General features: G+C 66.7%; 14 protein-coding genes. 4 read left to right on the top strand and 10 right to left on the bottom strand.

The window, feature by feature from the left end:
- Positions 1–40 precede the first annotated feature (40 nt).
- A complete protein-coding gene (locus tag C7R54_RS05185) occupies positions 41–1,915 on the top strand; it encodes an aminopeptidase P family protein (RefSeq protein ID WP_129149064.1) in 1,875 nt (624 codons plus the stop codon).
- Between the two features lie 53 nt (positions 1,916–1,968).
- Here the strand turns inward: C7R54_RS05185 and C7R54_RS05180 are convergent, their stop codons facing one another.
- The gene (locus C7R54_RS05180; RefSeq protein WP_129149063.1) at positions 1,969–2,967 is read right to left on the bottom strand and encodes a hypothetical protein; all 999 of its coding nucleotides are present in this window, start codon (positions 2,965–2,967) and stop codon (positions 1,969–1,971) included.
- Between the two features lie 204 nt (positions 2,968–3,171).
- Between C7R54_RS05180 and C7R54_RS05175 the strand changes: the two genes are divergently transcribed.
- From C7R54_RS05175 to ftsB, 3 genes are all read left to right on the top strand, one after another.
- Positions 3,172–4,827: a CTP synthase gene (locus C7R54_RS05175; protein WP_129149062.1), complete on the top strand. Its 1,656-nt coding sequence runs from the start codon at positions 3,172–3,174 to the stop codon at positions 4,825–4,827.
- Between the two features lie 150 nt (positions 4,828–4,977).
- On the top strand, positions 4,978–6,264 hold the full coding sequence (gene eno, locus C7R54_RS05170; protein WP_129149061.1) for a phosphopyruvate hydratase: 1,287 nt from the start codon (positions 4,978–4,980) through the stop codon (positions 6,262–6,264).
- Positions 6,265–6,317: 53 nt separating this feature from the next.
- The gene (gene ftsB / locus C7R54_RS05165; protein ID WP_129149060.1) at positions 6,318–6,734 is read left to right on the top strand and encodes a cell division protein FtsB; all 417 of its coding nucleotides are present in this window, start codon (positions 6,318–6,320) and stop codon (positions 6,732–6,734) included.
- Between the two features lie 118 nt (positions 6,735–6,852).
- On the opposite strand, the gene C7R54_RS05160 is transcribed toward ftsB, so the two are convergent.
- From C7R54_RS05160 to C7R54_RS05120, 9 genes are all read right to left on the bottom strand, one after another.
- Positions 6,853–7,701 carry a TadE/TadG family type IV pilus assembly protein gene (locus tag C7R54_RS05160; protein ID WP_129149059.1) on the bottom strand — a complete coding sequence of 283 codons (849 nt, stop codon included), beginning with the start codon at positions 7,699–7,701 and terminating at the stop codon, positions 6,853–6,855.
- A gap of 103 nt (positions 7,702–7,804) precedes the next feature.
- Positions 7,805–8,731, bottom strand: a complete 927-nt coding sequence (hslO, locus tag C7R54_RS05155; protein ID WP_129149058.1) for an Hsp33 family molecular chaperone HslO — start codon at positions 8,729–8,731, stop codon at positions 7,805–7,807.
- A 147-nt stretch (positions 8,732–8,878) separates the two neighbouring features.
- A complete protein-coding gene (locus C7R54_RS05150) occupies positions 8,879–9,400 on the bottom strand; it encodes a gamma carbonic anhydrase family protein (protein ID WP_129149057.1) in 522 nt (173 codons plus the stop codon).
- Positions 9,401–9,415: 15 nt separating this feature from the next.
- The gene (locus C7R54_RS05145) at positions 9,416–11,089 is read right to left on the bottom strand and encodes an acetate--CoA ligase (protein ID WP_129149056.1); all 1,674 of its coding nucleotides are present in this window, start codon (positions 11,087–11,089) and stop codon (positions 9,416–9,418) included.
- Between the two features lie 338 nt (positions 11,090–11,427).
- Positions 11,428–12,300 (bottom strand): UDP-2,3-diacylglucosamine diphosphatase, encoded by an 873-nt coding sequence (locus C7R54_RS05140; protein ID WP_129149055.1) that lies wholly within the window; start codon positions 12,298–12,300, stop codon positions 11,428–11,430.
- Positions 12,301–12,439: 139 nt separating this feature from the next.
- Positions 12,440–13,159, bottom strand: coding sequence for a site-2 protease family protein (locus tag C7R54_RS05135; protein ID WP_129149054.1), 720 nt, complete (start codon positions 13,157–13,159; stop codon positions 12,440–12,442).
- Positions 13,160–13,184: 25 nt separating this feature from the next.
- The gene (locus C7R54_RS05130) at positions 13,185–14,102 is read right to left on the bottom strand and encodes a DUF2167 domain-containing protein (protein ID WP_129149053.1); all 918 of its coding nucleotides are present in this window, start codon (positions 14,100–14,102) and stop codon (positions 13,185–13,187) included.
- A 252-nt stretch (positions 14,103–14,354) separates the two neighbouring features.
- A complete protein-coding gene (locus C7R54_RS05125) occupies positions 14,355–14,921 on the bottom strand; it encodes an RDD family protein (RefSeq protein ID WP_129149052.1) in 567 nt (188 codons plus the stop codon).
- Between the two features lie 221 nt (positions 14,922–15,142).
- Positions 15,143–15,343: a hypothetical protein gene (locus C7R54_RS05120; RefSeq protein WP_377813615.1), complete on the bottom strand. Its 201-nt coding sequence runs from the start codon at positions 15,341–15,343 to the stop codon at positions 15,143–15,145.
- Between the last annotated feature and the right edge of the window lie 191 nt (positions 15,344–15,534).

Below are 15,534 nucleotides of genomic sequence, written 5' to 3'. Positions count from 1 at the left end.
CTGGCCTTGCCGTTCGATTTTTTGCTCGACTTCCGACTCCATGACCCCTTCGACGCCTTCCCCGTCCACGCAGTCCGCCTCCCACGCCACCGCCGACCGTGGCGGCGCGCCCGCCACGGATGCGCGCATCGCCGCCTTGCGGGCGGAAATGGGCGCGCGCGGCCTGGCGGCCGTCATCGTGCCTTCGGCCGATCCCCATCTTTCGGAATACCTGCCGGCGCGCTGGCAGGGACGGCAGTGGCTGTCGGGTTTCACCGGCTCGGTCGGCACCCTGGTGGTGACGGCGGATTTCGCGGGCGTCTGGGTCGACAGCCGCTACTGGGTGCAGGCCGACGCGCAATTGACCGGCACCTGCGTGAGCCTGATGAAGATCGCCGCCGTAGGCATACCCGGCCATATCGACTGGCTGGCGGCCAACCTGCCGGCCGGCGCGCGCGTGGCGGTGGACGGCCAGGTGCTGTCGCTGGGCGCTTTCCAGGCCTTGCAGGCCGCGCTGGGCCCGCGCGGCGTGGTGCTGGACATCGGCCAGGACGTGCTGGACGCCGTGTGGCCCGGGCGGCCGGGGTTGCCGGAAGGCAAGGTATATGAGCACCTGGCGCCCCATGCCTGCGTCACGCGCGCCGAAAAGCTGCGCGGCGTGCGCGACGCCATGCGTGCCCGCCAGGCCGGCGCGCACCTGATTTCCACCCTGGACGACATCGCCTGGCTGTTCAACCTGCGCGGCGCCGATGTCGACTACAACCCGGTCTTCGTGGCGCATGCGCTGGTGCGCGAGACCGATGCCACCTTGTTCGTGGCGCCGGGCAAGGTGGACGCTGCCTTGCAGGCGGTGTTGCAGGCCGATGCCGTGGCGGTGCGGCCCTATACCGAGCTGCCCGCCGCGCTGGCGGCATTGGAGCAGGACGCCGCGGTGCTGGTCGATCCGGCCCGCGTGACGGTGGGCGTACTGGCGGCGCTGCCGTCCGGCGTGCGCCGCATCGAGGCCATCAACCCCAGCACGCTGGCCAAGTCGCGCAAGACCGATGCCGAGCTGGCGCACGTGCGCGCCGCCATGGAGCAGGACGGCGCCGCCCTGTGCGAATTCTTCGCCTGGCTGGAGACGGCCCTGGCGGCCGGCGAGACCGTCACGGAACTGACGGTCGACGAGGTGCTGAGCGCGGCGCGCGCCCGCAAGCCGGGCTTCGTGTCGCTGAGCTTCGGCACCATCGCGGGTTTCAACGCCAATGGCGCCATGCCGCACTATCGCGCCACCGCGCAGTCGCACGCCACCATCGCCGGCGACGGCCTGCTGCTGATCGATTCCGGCGCCCAGTATGTGGGCGGCACCACCGACATCACGCGGGTGGTCGCGGTGGGCGCGCCCAGCGCCGAACAGAAGCGCGACTGCACGCTGGTGCTCAAGGGCATGATCGCCCTGTCGCGCGCCCGCTTTCCACGCGGCGTGCTGTCGCCCATGCTGGACGCCATCGCGCGCGCGCCCATCTGGGCGGGCGGCGCGGAATACGGCCATGGCACGGGCCACGGGGTGGGGTATTTCATGAACGTGCACGAAGGGCCGCAAGTCATCTCCCATCGCGCGCCCGCCGGGCCGCACACGGCCATGGAGCCGGGCATGATCACGTCCAACGAGCCGGGCTTGTATCGGCCGGGACGCTGGGGCGTGCGCATCGAGAACCTGGTCTGCAACCGGCCCTGGCAAACGACCGAGCTGGGCGAGTTCCTCGCGTTCGAGACCTTGACGCTATGCCCCATCGACACGCGCTGCATCGACCGCGCCTTGCTGGGGGCGGACGAGGCCGAATGGCTGGACGCCTATCACGCCGAGGTGCGCGAGCGCCTGCTGCCCCATGTCGAGGGGGCGGCGCGCGCATGGCTGGTCCGGGCGACCCAGCCGCTGGCGCAGGCGCAGGCGTAAGCGCACTAAGCGTTCCAGCCGCTGGCGCGGGCGGGGTGAGCGTTCGGAGCCGCTCAGGCCGAGGCCGGCGCGGCGCCGCTGCTGTGGCGGCGATAGAACCGCCGTATGAACAACCGGCTGGCGGGCACCAGCACCGCCAGGTAGACCAGCAGCGACGCGATGACGATCGCCAGCACGCCCCCTCGCAGCAGCGTTTCCATCGCCAGCGTATAGCCCAGCGCCAGCGCCACGGCCGCCTGGGCGACCTGGGCGGTGACGAAGGCGCACAGCGCGGCCAGGATGGCCCGGCCCGGGGCCGCGCGCCAGGGCTGCAGCTCGGCCAGCGGCCTGGCCGCGGCGACCCAGACGATGAGCGCGGGCAGCAGCGGGAACGCGGCGATGGCCAGCATCATCCAGGGCCGTTCGCGCATGATGTCGGTGCCGAAAAGCCCATACGCCGGCCGCATCAATTGCAGCTGCAGGACGACCCAGGTCCACCCGAACACGGCGGCGGCCGCGCGCGGGGCGGGCACCATGGGGCGATCCCGCTCGTCATGGCCCAGCGCGGGCGCGATGCGGCGGGCATAGGCCAGCGTGGCCAGGCTGATCAGCAAGCCGGCGATGATGGTCTGCACCAGGCCGATGCCCTGCACGACCAGCGGGGCGCCATAGGGGCGAGCTTGCGTGTAGGCCCAATTCATGAGCGGCACCAGCAGCAGGGGAGACAGCGCCACCCACAGCATCTGCATGGCCAGGGTGATGACCACCACCGAGAGCGCCAGCAGTCCCTGCACCCGGCGACGGCCGGCCACGGGCAGGGCGCCGTGGTCGTCCTCGAAGACGCGGGTGCAGGCGTAGACGATGAGGGAGGTCAGCGCCAGGTTCGATGTCCAGTCCAGCGCCAGGCTGAGAAGATAGCCGGGGTCGCCATAGATATTGCGCATCTGCTCGGCGCGCGGCCCGGCGGTCAGCTGGAACGCCATGAAGCCGGCCGACAGGATCAACCCCGTGATGGCGGCGGTCAGGGCCAGCAGGCGGGGCAGGGGGAGACGATGGCGGTCGGGGCCGGGCATGCGGGCTTCCTCTTGGTCGGGGGACGTGTCTTGGGGAGGGCGCCTGATGTTATCAAAATGGGGTTGGATGGCCCTCATTTAGCGCTGTCAAGGTGGTGTTGCTTTGTTACGCCCCGTCGCTCAGGGAAAACCCAAACAGCGGCTGGCTCCCAGCTATAATCCAAATTTCCCGCACGCGCCCGGCCGAACCGGGTGCTCATTACGATGACCAAATACGTCTTTGTCACCGGTGGCGTGGTGTCCTCCCTGGGGAAAGGCATCGCCGCCGCGTCTCTTGCCGCCATCCTCGAATCGCGCGGCCTGCAAGTCACCATGCTCAAGCTGGATCCGTACATCAACGTCGATCCGGGCACGATGAGCCCCTTCCAGCACGGTGAAGTCTTCGTGACCGAAGACGGCGCCGAGACCGACCTGGACCTGGGCCATTACGAGCGGTTCATCTCTACCCGCATGCGCAAGGTGAACAATTTCACCACCGGGCAGATCTATGAATCGGTCTTGCGCAAGGAACGGCGCGGCGATTACCTGGGCAAGACCGTGCAGGTCATCCCCCATATCACCAACGAAATCCAGGACTTCATCGCGCGCGGCGCGGAAGCGGGTTTCGATGGCGCGACCGACGTGGCCATCGTCGAGATCGGCGGTACGGTGGGCGACATCGAGTCCTTGCCCTTCCTGGAGGCGGCGCGCCAGATGAGCCTGCGCCTGGGACGCAACAACGCGGCCTTCATCCACCTGACCCTGGTGCCCTTCATCGCGTCGGCCGGCGAGCTCAAGACCAAGCCGACCCAGCACTCCGTGCAGAAGCTGCGCGAAATCGGCATTTATCCCAACGCGCTGCTGTGCCGCGCGGACCGCCGCATCCCTGACGACGAGCGTGCCAAGATCTCGCTGTTCGCCAACGTGCCGCTGGACGCCGTCATTTCGGTGTGGGACGCCGACTCGATCTACAAGGTGCCGTCCATGCTGCAGAAGCAGGGGCTGGACAACCTGGTGTGCGACGCCCTGGCCCTGACTCCGCCGCCGGCCGACCTGTCCATGTGGGACAACCTGGTCGATGCGCTGGAGCATCCCCAGCACGAAGTCACCATAGGCATGGTGGGCAAGTACATCGACCTGACCGAGTCCTACAAGTCACTGACCGAAGCGCTGGTGCATGCGGGCATCCACACCCGTTCGCGCGTCAAGATCGAATATATCGATTCGGAAGACATCGAGACCCGCGGCACGGACCAGCTCAAGCACCTGGACGCCATTCTGGTGCCGGGCGGCTTCGGCAAGCGTGGCACGGAAGGCAAGATCGCCGCCATCCGCTACGCCCGCGAGAACAACGTGCCCTACCTGGGCATCTGCCTGGGCATGCAGCTGGCCGTGATCGAATTCGCGCGCCATGTCGCGGGCCTGGGCGGCGCCAACAGTACCGAGTTCGATCCTGCCGCGCCGCATCCGGTGGTGGCGCTGATCAGCGAATGGATGGACCGCGAAGGCCGCGTCGAGAAGCGCGACGCCAATTCCGACCTGGGCGGCACGATGCGCAAGGGCGCGCAGCGCTGCCCCATCAAGGCCGGTACGCTGGCGTCCCGCATCTATGGCCCCGAGGTCAACGAGCGCCATCGCCATCGCTATGAAGTCAACAACGTCTACGTGCCCCGCCTGGAAGAGGCCGGCATGGTGATCAGCGCCCGCACGCCGACGGAAAACCTGCCGGAAATGATGGAGCTGCCCAAGCACCCCTGGTTCGTGGGCGTCCAGTTCCACCCCGAGTTCACCTCCACCCCGCGCGACGGCCATCCGCTGTTCTCCAGCTACATCCAGGCCGCGCTGGCCAACCAGGCCGCCCGTAACAAGGGCGCGGCATGATGGGGCTGGGGGCGGTGCCGCTTGCCGCCCCGGACCGTGGCCGGCATGGGGCCGCCGCCCTTGCGGCGCGCAGCGGCGCCTTGCCGGCGCGACGCCATGGGCGCACGGTCGGACCGCGTCAAATTTTTCAAACGTTCTAGGGACAAAACCATGAGTGCAATTGTCGATATCATCGGCCGCGAGATTCTCGATTCGCGCGGCAACCCCACCGTCGAATGCGACGTGTTGCTCGAATCCGGCGCCATGGGCCGGGCCGCTGTGCCGTCGGGCGCGTCGACCGGCGCGCGCGAAGCCATCGAACTGCGCGACGGCGACAAGAACCGCTACCTCGGCAAGGGCGTGCTGCGCGCCGTCGAGAACCTGAACACCGAGATCTCCGAAGCGCTCATGGGACTGGACGCGCAGGAACAGACCTTCGTCGACCGCACCCTGATCGAACTGGACGGCACCGACAGCAAGGAGCGCCTGGGCGCCAATGCCATCCTGGCCGCCAGCATGGCCGTGGCCCGCGCCGCCGCCGATGAGTCGGGCCTGTCGCTGTACCGCTACTTCGGCGGCAGCGGCCCGATGAGCATGCCCGTACCGATGATGAACGTCATCAACGGCGGCGCGCACGCCAACAATACCCTGGACATGCAGGAATTCATGATCCTGCCGGTGGGCGCGGCCAGCTTCCGCGAAGCCATGCGCTGGGGCGCCGAGGTCTTCCACTCGCTGAAGAAACTGATCAACGCCCAGGGCATGTCCACCGCCGTGGGCGACGAGGGCGGTTTCGCGCCCAACGTGGCCAACCACGAAGCGGCCATCCAGCTGATCCTCAAGGCCATCACCGAAGCGGGCTACGAGCCGGGCACGCAGATCGCCCTGGGCCTGGACTGCGCCAGCTCGGAGTTCTACCGCGACGGCAAGTACACCCTGGCCGGCGAAGGCGGCGTTTCGCTGTCCTCGCAGGAATTCGCCAATCTGCTGGCGGCCTGGTGCGACAAGTACCCCATCATCTCGATCGAGGACGGCATGGCCGAAAACGATTGGGACGGCTGGAAGATCCTGACGGACCAGCTGGGCAAGAAGGTGCAGCTGGTGGGTGACGACCTGTTCGTGACCAACACCCGCATCTTGCGCGAGGGCATTTCCAAGGGCGTGGCCAACTCGATCCTGATCAAGATCAACCAGATCGGCACCCTGACCGAGACCTTCGCCGCCATCGAGATGGCCAAGCGCGCCGGCTACACCGCCGTCGTGTCGCACCGCTCGGGCGAGACCGAGGATTCGACCATCGCCGATATCGCCGTGGCCACCAACGCCATGCAGATCAAGACGGGTTCGTTGTCGCGTTCGGATCGCATGGCGAAGTACAACCAGCTGCTGCGCATCGAAGAAGAACTGGCCGAAGTCGCTTCCTATCCCGGCATCGAAGCCTTCTATAACCTGCGTTGATCGCATAAGGATGCGCGCCGGCCGGCGCGCATCCTCTGCACGGATATCCGCCCATGCGTTTGCTGTTCCTGGTTCTGCTGGTCCTGGTCGCCCTGATCCAATACCCGTTGTGGGCGGGGAAGGGCGGCTGGTTCAAGGTATGGGACCTGCAGAAGCAATTGGCGGCGCAGCGTGAAACCAACGATGGCCTGCGCGCGCGCAATAATGCGCTGGATGCCGAGGTCCATGACTTGCAGTCGGGGACCGGCGCCATCGAGGAGCGTGCGCGCAGCGAATTGGGCATGATGCGTGAAGGCGAGATTTTCGTACAGATCCTGCCGCAGAATACCGCCCCGCCCGCCGGGGGCGCGTCGGTGGCGGCGCCGGCCGCGCCGGCAGCAGCCGCGCCGGCTGGCGCGAACAGTCGTCCGCCTGCCGCCAACAACCGGCCCTCCGCTTCCACTCCGGCGCGTCCCGCTGCCCGGCATTGAGCGGCGCCACCGCGTGACGCGTCAACGCATGACGATGACGTCGGCGCGATACGTTAGCGCGATACGTCGGCGCGACACGTCGGCACGATACGTCGGCGCGACACGTCAGCGCGTGACGTCAATGCAACGCATCGACATCCGGTTCGAACTGGCGGCGCGGCCACGCCGCGGGGTGCGACTGCATGTCCAGCGCCATTTCCTGCACGACAAGCACGTTTCCCGCGCGAGCCGCGGCAGCCGCCAGGCCGTGGCCGCCTGGCGCCAGCGCCCGCAGCACGGCGCGCGTGACCGGCGTCAGGGGCGGCAACTGGTAGCTTAGTCGCAGCCTCAATACGTTCGCTTCGAATATGGTCATCCCGGATGCGGGCCCGCGCCCTTCGGGCCAGCCTGCGCGGCGCCGCCGGGCATGCTCCTCGGCCTGGTAGTCGTTGCGTATGGCGGTCATGCCGAGGCCCCGCGCCCCTTGCGTGCCCGGTGGCCTCTGCGTCGCCAATGTCCCTAGCGTTCCTAACTTCCCTAGCGCCCCTAACTTCCCTAGCGCCCCTGACTTCCCTAATGTCCCCGGCATCCCTTGTGGCCCCTGCGCCCCTTGCGCAATAGGCAGACCCTGGACCCCGAAGTCCTCATACGCTGCCGCGGGCGGCGAGAGGATCTCCACCCGCCAGGCGGGCGCGCCGCTGTCGTAGCGTATGCGCCGCCAGCGGAGCTTGCCTGTGGGCAGCGGCCGCAGGCCTGTTTCGAAGGCGGCCGCCATGACGCGCGGATTTCCGTGGGAGGTGGCGCCGGCCCGCGCCGCCTCCATCAGGGCGACATCGAGCACCTGTCGCGTCATGTGCCAATAGGCGGCTTCGATGACCACCAGCCCCGCCAATAGCAGCACGGGCAGGGAAATGACCAACCCCGCGATGGCCGTGCCGCGCTGGGCAGCCCGCCATGCCGGGATGCGAGGGGAAGTCGACGTAGCCATGCCGCAAAGTGTCGGCGGCCGCATTGCCGCCGTCCATACGGAAAGCTACGTGCGTAAGACCACATGGTCAATTACGGAAAACTACGTGCGCAAGACCCCATGGTCAATGCACGGTCGGCGGATCCTGGTCAGGCAGCGTCTGCGCGCCGGTGAAGACACGCGCGCAATCGACCGCATCGAACAGATAGGGCTTGCCGCAAAAATCGCAGGCGACTTCCACCTTGCCCTGGTCGGCGAGAATGCTGTCGACTTCCTCTCGCCCCAGCATGCGCAGCATGCCCGCGACGCGGCTGCGCGAACAGGTGCAGTGCCAGCGGACCCCGATGGGATCGAAGGCCACCAGCGTCTCTTCCCAGAAAAGCCGGTGGATCAGCGTATCGATGTCCAGCTGCAGCAGCTCTTCGCGCTTGATGGTGGCGGCCAGGTGCCCGGCGCGTTCCCACGTCAGCGCGGCGCTGCCCGGCGCACCCTGCACGTCCACGCCACCCTGGTCGGGCAGGCGTTGCAGCAGCACGCCCGCGGCGTGCTGCTCATCGGCCGCCAGCCACAGCCGCGTATCCAGCTGCTCCGACTGTTGCATATAGTGCGCCAGGGCGTCCGCCACGCTGTCGCCGACGATGGGCACGATACCCTGGTAGGCCTGCTGGCCGGGCACCTTGCGCTGCGGATCCAGCACCACGATGAAGCGGCCGTTGCCGCCCGGATTCATCAGGCTTTGCATGGTGCCGTCCTCGGGCACCGCATGGCCTTCGCGCAGCTTGACGGTCGCGCGCAGGCTCAGGTCGGAGCGGCACTCCACCACCAGCAGGGCGATGGGGCCGTCGCCTTGCAGTTGGAGGAGCAGGGAGCCATCGAATTTTAGGTTGGCGGCCAGCAGCGTGGACGCCGCCACCAGCTCGCCCAGCAGGCGCTTGATGGCGGGGGGATATTGATGATTGGTCTGGGCATCCAGCCACGTCTGGTGCAGGCGCACGGCCTGGACCCGGACACTGCGGTCTTCGAACAGGTATTTCTTGAGGAGATCGGTCATGCGGGCATGTTAGCCGATCCACCGTGAAGCCGGCGTTGCGCCCGCGCGGTCGACAGGGGCATGGCAGGCCATGGCGTACTGCCGCGCAGGGCTCCGTTACGCCGCGGCGCGGTGGGGCCCCCGCTGCGTCCCTACGCCGCTGCGCCCCTACGCGATGCGCTTCAGCGCCCGCTTGTACTGCGCGGCGCGTCGCACATAGCCGGCGGTGTTCTCGCGCATCTTGGCGATTTCCTCGGGCGACAGCTCGCGCACGACCTTGCCGATGCCGATCACCAGGCTGTTGTCCGGGATCACACGGCCTTCCGGCACGATGGCGCCGGCGCCGATCAGGCAATTGCGGCCGACGACCGCGTCATTCAGCACGATGGCCTGCATGCCGACGAGGGCGCCTTCCTGGATGGTGCAGCCGTGCAGCATGGCCTGGTGGCCGATGGTCACGTGGGGACCCACGACCAGGCCCTTGTCCGCGTCCACATGCAGCACGCTGGATTCCTGGATGTTGCTGCCGCGCTGGATCAGGATGGGCGCGTTGTCGCCCCGGACCGTCACCTGCGGCCAGATGCTGACGCCGGCCTCCAGCGTGACGTTGCCGATGATCGCGGCGCTGTCTGCAACCCAGGCGTCGGGGTCGATGTTGGGAATCAGGTCTTCGAGTTGATAGATCGCCATGCGGCGCAGTCTCCGTCAGGTCGCGGCCTGGGCGGCGTTCGCCGCGCGTTCTTCCTCGCGCAGCCGCAGCACCCGGCGCTGTATCTTGCCGCTGGTGGTCATCGGCAATTCGTCCAGGAATTCGATTTCCTTGGGGTATTCATAGGCGGCCAGGCGGTCGCGGACATATTCCTGCAGCTCCTGGATCAAGGCCTGCGGGTCGCGCTCGGCGTATTCCGCGGTCCTTACCACGTAAGCCTTGACCAGCGCGCCGCGCTCGGCGTCGGGCTTGGGCACGACGGCGGCATTGGCCACGGCCGGATGGCTGACCAGGCAGCTCTCGATCTCCCCCGGGCCGATGCGATAGCCCGCGGACTTGAACACGTCGTCGCTGCGGCCGGCGTACCAGAGATAGCCGTCGGCATCGATGCGCGCCAGGTCGCCGGTACGACACCAGTCGCCGGTGAACTTGGCTGCCGTGGCCGCCGGGTTGTTCCAGTAGCCCAGGAACAGGATGGGGTCGGGATAGCCATGGATGTCCAGGCGATTGAGGGCGATTTCGCCGATCTCGCCGGCGGCCACGGGGCGGCCCTCGTCGTCGATGACGGCGACCTGGTGCCCGGGATAGGGCCGGCCCATGCTGCCGGCCTTGGCCGGCCAGCGCCGCTGGCTGTTGCCGACCAGGTAGTTCATTTCGGTCTGGCCGAACATTTCGTTGGGCGTGATCCCCAGCGCCGTCTGGCACCACTCGAACACGGCCTGGCCGACGCTTTCGCCGGCGCTCATCATGGCGCGCAAGGCCAGCTTGTAGCGTTCGCGCGGGGCCGGCACGGTCTTCATCATCGCCTTCAGGGCGGTGGGGAAGAGGAAGGTATTGGTGACCTGGTAGCGCTCCATCAGTTCGAAGGCGCGTTCCGGCGAGAAGCGGGCGCGGGTGGCGACGATGGGGTGGCCGAAGTACAGCGTCGGCAGCAGCGCGTCCATCATGCCGCCGGTCCAGGCCCAGTCGGCCGGCGACCAGAAGACGTCGCCCGGCTTGGGGAACCAGTCCTGCGACGCGACGAAGCCGGGCAGGTTGCCGATCAGGACCGAATGCGGCAGCAGGGCGCCCTTGGGCGCGCCGGTGGTGCCGGACGTATAGAGCAGGATGGCCGGATCCGTGGCCAGCGTCGGGACAGGCTTGAATTCCGAGGGCTGGCGCGCGAGCAGGCTGCGCCAGGGCAGGACGCGCTCGTCGGCGAAGCCGATGCCGATGATCTGGTGCAGCGCCGGACACTGGTCGGCCACCTGCAGGAGATTGCCGCTGGAGGCGGCATCGACGATGGCGACGCGGGCCTCGGCATCGCGCAGCCGGGCTTCCAGGGCGTCGGGGCCGAACAGGGACGACAGGGGCAGGATGACGGCGCCGACGCTGTAGGCGGCCATGTGGGCCACCACGGTCTCCGGCCGTTGTCCTAATACAACACCAACCCGGTCACCCTTGCCCACGCCCATGCGTACCAGGCCGTTGGCAAGCTGGTTGACCGCCTCTGCCAGGCGGGCATAGGTCCACACTTCCCGGTTGCCGGCTTCGTCTTCGTAATAAATCGCAATGCGCCGCGCATCGGGGCTATTGGCGGCCCAGCGATGGCAGCAGACATCGGCGATGTTGAACTGCGTGGGCACGAGCCAACGGAAGGATTGGTAAAGCGCCTGGTATTGATCGTTCATGGCCCTGTTGCGATAGGGGGGCGGCCATCCGCCCGTTACAACGATGGGAGACTCGTCGGCAGTGCTTTTGGGGCCGGATTGCCCCAATCGCAAGCATGACTGAGAGGACGTTGATCTGCAACATTCCCGTTCATTTCAAACGGGTTCCCTCAACATGGGCTAGGGTTTCCACTGATACATAAGGGGCGTTGGCGGCCCGCTTGCGGCCTCGCCGCGACAGTTCGCGCCGGTAACCCGCGGTCCTATCGTGCCCGCCGACAATAGGCGGGCGCCCATCTGGAAGCAGAGGAAGGCCTCGGCCGGAGCGGGACGGCTCGGAAGCAGGAGGACCCGCGGGCTTATTTCCCCTGCCGGCGCAGGGCCGAGGGCAGGGCGGGCAGCTCCACGGCGCGGCGGCGGCCGGCCGCCGGTACGGCTTCATTGCGTTCGGCCATGACCGCCGCCCAATCCAGCAGGCGCAACTGGCCGCTATGGTCTTCGGTCAGGGCCGACAGGCTTTCCACCCAGTCGCCGTCGTTGCAATAGAGGACACCGTCGATATCGCGCAGTTCCGGCTTGTGGATGTGGCCGCATACCACGCCGTCCATGCCGCGCCGGCGCGCTTCGCCGGCCAGGGCCTGCTCGAAGTCGCTGATGAAGGCGACGGCGTTCTTGACCTTGTGCTTGAGGTATTGGGACAGCGACCAGTAGTGCAGGCCCATGCGATGGCGCAGGCGATTGAAATGATGGTTCAGCCACAGCGCCATCTGGTACAGGCTGTCGCCCAGGTGCGCCAGCCACTTGCTGTGCTGGATCACGCCATCGAACTGGTCGCCGTGGAGCACCAGCAGCTTGCGGCCGTCGGCGGTGACGTGAACGTCCTCGTCGAGGATCTCGATGTCGCCGAAGGCATAACCGGCGAATTCGCGGGCGAATTCGTCATGGTTCCCGGGCACGAAGACGACGCGGGTGCCGTTGCGGGCCTTGCGCAGGATGCGCTGGATCACATCGTTGTGCGCGCGTGGCCAGTGCCAGTGCTTGCGCAACTGCCAGCCGTCGACGATGTCGCCGACGAGATAGAGCGTCTCGGCCTCGTTGTGTTCAAGGAAGTCCAGGAGGAACTCCGCCTTGCACCCCGCGGTGCCCAGGTGTATGTCGGAGATCCACAACGTGCGCCAGTGGGTGGGGCGGATATCGTTCACGGCGTGCCTCCTCACAGGCTGCTTCCACATGAGCATGGAAACACCAGGCGATGACGCCGACGTTAAAAACGCGTGAACGCTTTATGACATCAAGGGGGAGGCCGTCATATACGACGGCATGTGGCCATATCCCTCGGGATGCGCCCGCACCGGCTTGGCGCTGGGCGTGTCATGCCCCGCCCAGCATCTCATGGACGTCGTGGGCCATGATGGCCAGCAGGCCCACCAGGCCCAGATAGACGGCGGCGTAGCCCGCCTTGGTGGCCACGCTGGTGGCGTAGTACGCCTGGTTCTCCGGCGCCGCCGGATCGTAGCGCCATGCCTGGATGACCTTGGGCGCTGCGAGCACGGCGACCAGAATCAGCATGGGACTGGGCCGATAGAAGAATAGCGCCGCGAGGACGGGCACGCCGACCAGCCAGATGCGGGGCGATAGTACGGCGGTGATGCGGCCGCCGTCGAAGGGCGACAGCGGGATCAGGTTGAACAGGTTGATGAAGAAGCCCGCGTAGGACAGGGCGAGCAGCAGGCGGCTGCCTTCGTTACGGGCGACCAGGTAGCAGCACAGCGCGGCCACCGTGCCCAGGAAGGGACCGCCGAGTCCGACGTAGGCTTCGGTCTCGGCATCGTGCGGCATGTCCTTCAACTCGACCCAGGCGCCGATGAAGGGAATGAAGGTGGGGGCGCCCACGGCCAGCCCGCGTTGCCGGGCCGCCATGTAGTGCCCCATCTCGTGCACGAAGATCAGCGCCACGAAACCGGCCGCGTACGGCCAGCCGAAGACGAGCGCGTAGCCCAGTACCGATAGCAGCATGGTGCCGCCGGACAGCAGCACTTTGCTGAACTTCAGGTACTTGAGGCCGGACAGCAGGAGCAGTAGCAGTTTCACGGGATCGGCTGGCCGGCACCGGCAATCAGACGGCGCCCGGCGACTTCGGCTCTTCCGACTTCTTGCGGCGGAAGATCTTGAAGAACGCGCCGCCGCCCGCGGCGATGGCCAGGATGGCCAGCTTGCCGAACTTGGCGACAAAGGCGGCGATGATCGCCAGCAAGCCCAGCTTCTTCGCCGCCACGCCGGCCACCAGCGCCGCCAGGCCGTATTCGGCGACCTTGTCGGTCGACGAGTTGAAGTCGGCGTAGCGCTTGCCGTCGTTGTAGCTGAGGTTGTCCAGCAGGGCGATCAGGGCGGGTTTCTGGGCCGCGACCTGGCTCTTGCTGGTCAGCAGGTCCAGGCTGATGTAGCCGTCCCGGCCCAGGGCGTAGGTGTTGTAGTTGACGGTCGAGTCCGCATCGGAGGCGCCGCCCTTGTCGCGGCCTTCGACCGACCACACCAGGCGCTGGTGGGCGCTGTCGTATTGCGGCGCCTGCACCCAGCCCACCACTTCCAGTTCGGCGATGCCGCGCGCGCGCCGTTCCTTGTTCTGGTCCTCGGTGCCGTCGCGCAGGCTTTGCAGCAATTCCTTGACGTCCCAGTTCTTCGCGTCGTCATCCTTGATGTAGCCGGCCTTTTCGAAGTTGGCCGTGACGATCCAGTCGTCCGGTGAGTCCGCCGGCGGCATGAACAGGCCCAGCAGCGTGTCGTCGCTGCCGTTGCCGTAGGCTTCCATCAGCCGGTTGGCCTGGGCGCGCGGCACGAAGATCGTATTGGGCGGCAGCTTGAGCGTCGCCTGGTCGCCGAGATGGACGACGCCGCTGTCCTGGGCGGCGCGGAAGGCCGCTTCCGTGGCGGCCTGGATTTCCCGTTGCGCGGCTTCCGACTGAGCAGAGGCGGTGGGCGCGAAGCCCAGGGTGGTGCCGATGATGGCGAGGGATGCGAGCAGTTTGGCGTACATGGTTTTTGAATGGTTTTTGTTGAACTTTTGACCGGCGCAATTGTCGGAGCGGCCGGCTGACGATTTTCTGAACGCACGCCGCCAATATGTGGCCAAAGGTAAGGCCACCGGCTCCCTGCTCTGCCGTAAGGCGCTCGCGCCTACCCCCGATATATCCGTATGGATATAGAGGTCTAGGGATTTCCCTTATAAATCCGGGGCTGGTTGGGCATCTTGCCCGCGGCCCGACGCGCGCTTGCGCCGGAAAAATTGTTACATTGAGGCGGCCGGTTTGATACTTTTTGTTGTCTCGCGCGCGACATTGACCAGCTTCGTCCCCGCGAGGCGATCGTGCAGGAATTGCCCATCCCGATCCAGCCAACTGCCCGGAAAGATGGCGAAGGGCGCGGCGACGATGAGCAACTGCATGGTGGGCCAGCCGCTCCAGATGGTCGCGCCCAGGATCAGGCCGGCGGCCGCGAGGGGCAGTATCCAGGCCAGCAGATACCGCAGGACCAGACGCGCCATCGAAGGGGCACGGCCGGCGCGATCCACCAGCCGGATGTTCCAGGTCTTCATGGGCAGGGTCTGCCCGTTGCGGCGCCAGCAACTGATGAAGTACACGCCCAGGGCAAAAAACAGCCAGGCCTGCCGGCCGTGGCGGTACATCAGCCCGCTACGGCTTTGCGTCAGCGTATCGAACAGATATCCCGCCAGGAAAACGACGCCGAACAGCAGCACGGCCTCGTACATCATGCAGGCGAAGCGGCGCAGCCGGGGCGGCGCGGCATCCTGCGAGGGAGAAGGGAAGACTGCGGAGGACGGGAAGGACGAAGGCATGCGCCCATTATCCGCAGCTACGGCCGATGGCGCCACGGCCATGAACGCTGCGTCGCAGCATGCACGGGCATCCGCGAACGCCGTCCCTTTAAAAAAACGGACCCTGTGCCCGGGTGGGAGACCGCAGGTAAAAAAAAACCCGTCACCAGGTGACGGGTCTTGAAAAGGGGCTTTGCAGCCCCCAAGGGGATCGGTACAGAAACTGACGCCGTTATCTCTTTTTAGGCGTTGGCGGTTTCACCGCTGTGACGCTGGGCCGGCGAGCGGACGGCTTGAACCATCTTGCTCAGCAGCTTGCCCAGCGCGCGCAGCGGACGGGGACGGAATTGTTCTTCGATCGCCTGGCGCATCAGCTGACGTTCCAGTTCGTCGGTCAAAAGGATGGTGTTATGGTCGATCACAATAATATCTCTGAGTAGCACTGCCAAGCGCGTCGTTCCAAACAAATTCACGCCATGGACGCACGCAACTTGTTTCTGCAAAATCGCCGCTTGACTACGGGATAACCCGAATTATAGGGGTTAACCCTAGACAATGCAAGCTGCGCATTTACAACAGTTCGTGTCGCCTTGCTTGTCCAGTCGCGCTTGAACGCAGATGACAGCGGCGCATA

Source organism: Achromobacter aloeverae, from assembly GCF_004121055.1.
GTDB lineage: Bacteria > Pseudomonadota > Gammaproteobacteria > Burkholderiales > Burkholderiaceae_B > Bordetella_C > Bordetella_C aloeverae.
The sequence above is the reverse complement of the archived record's forward strand: the minus strand, read 5'-3'. Positions and strand labels throughout refer to the sequence as shown.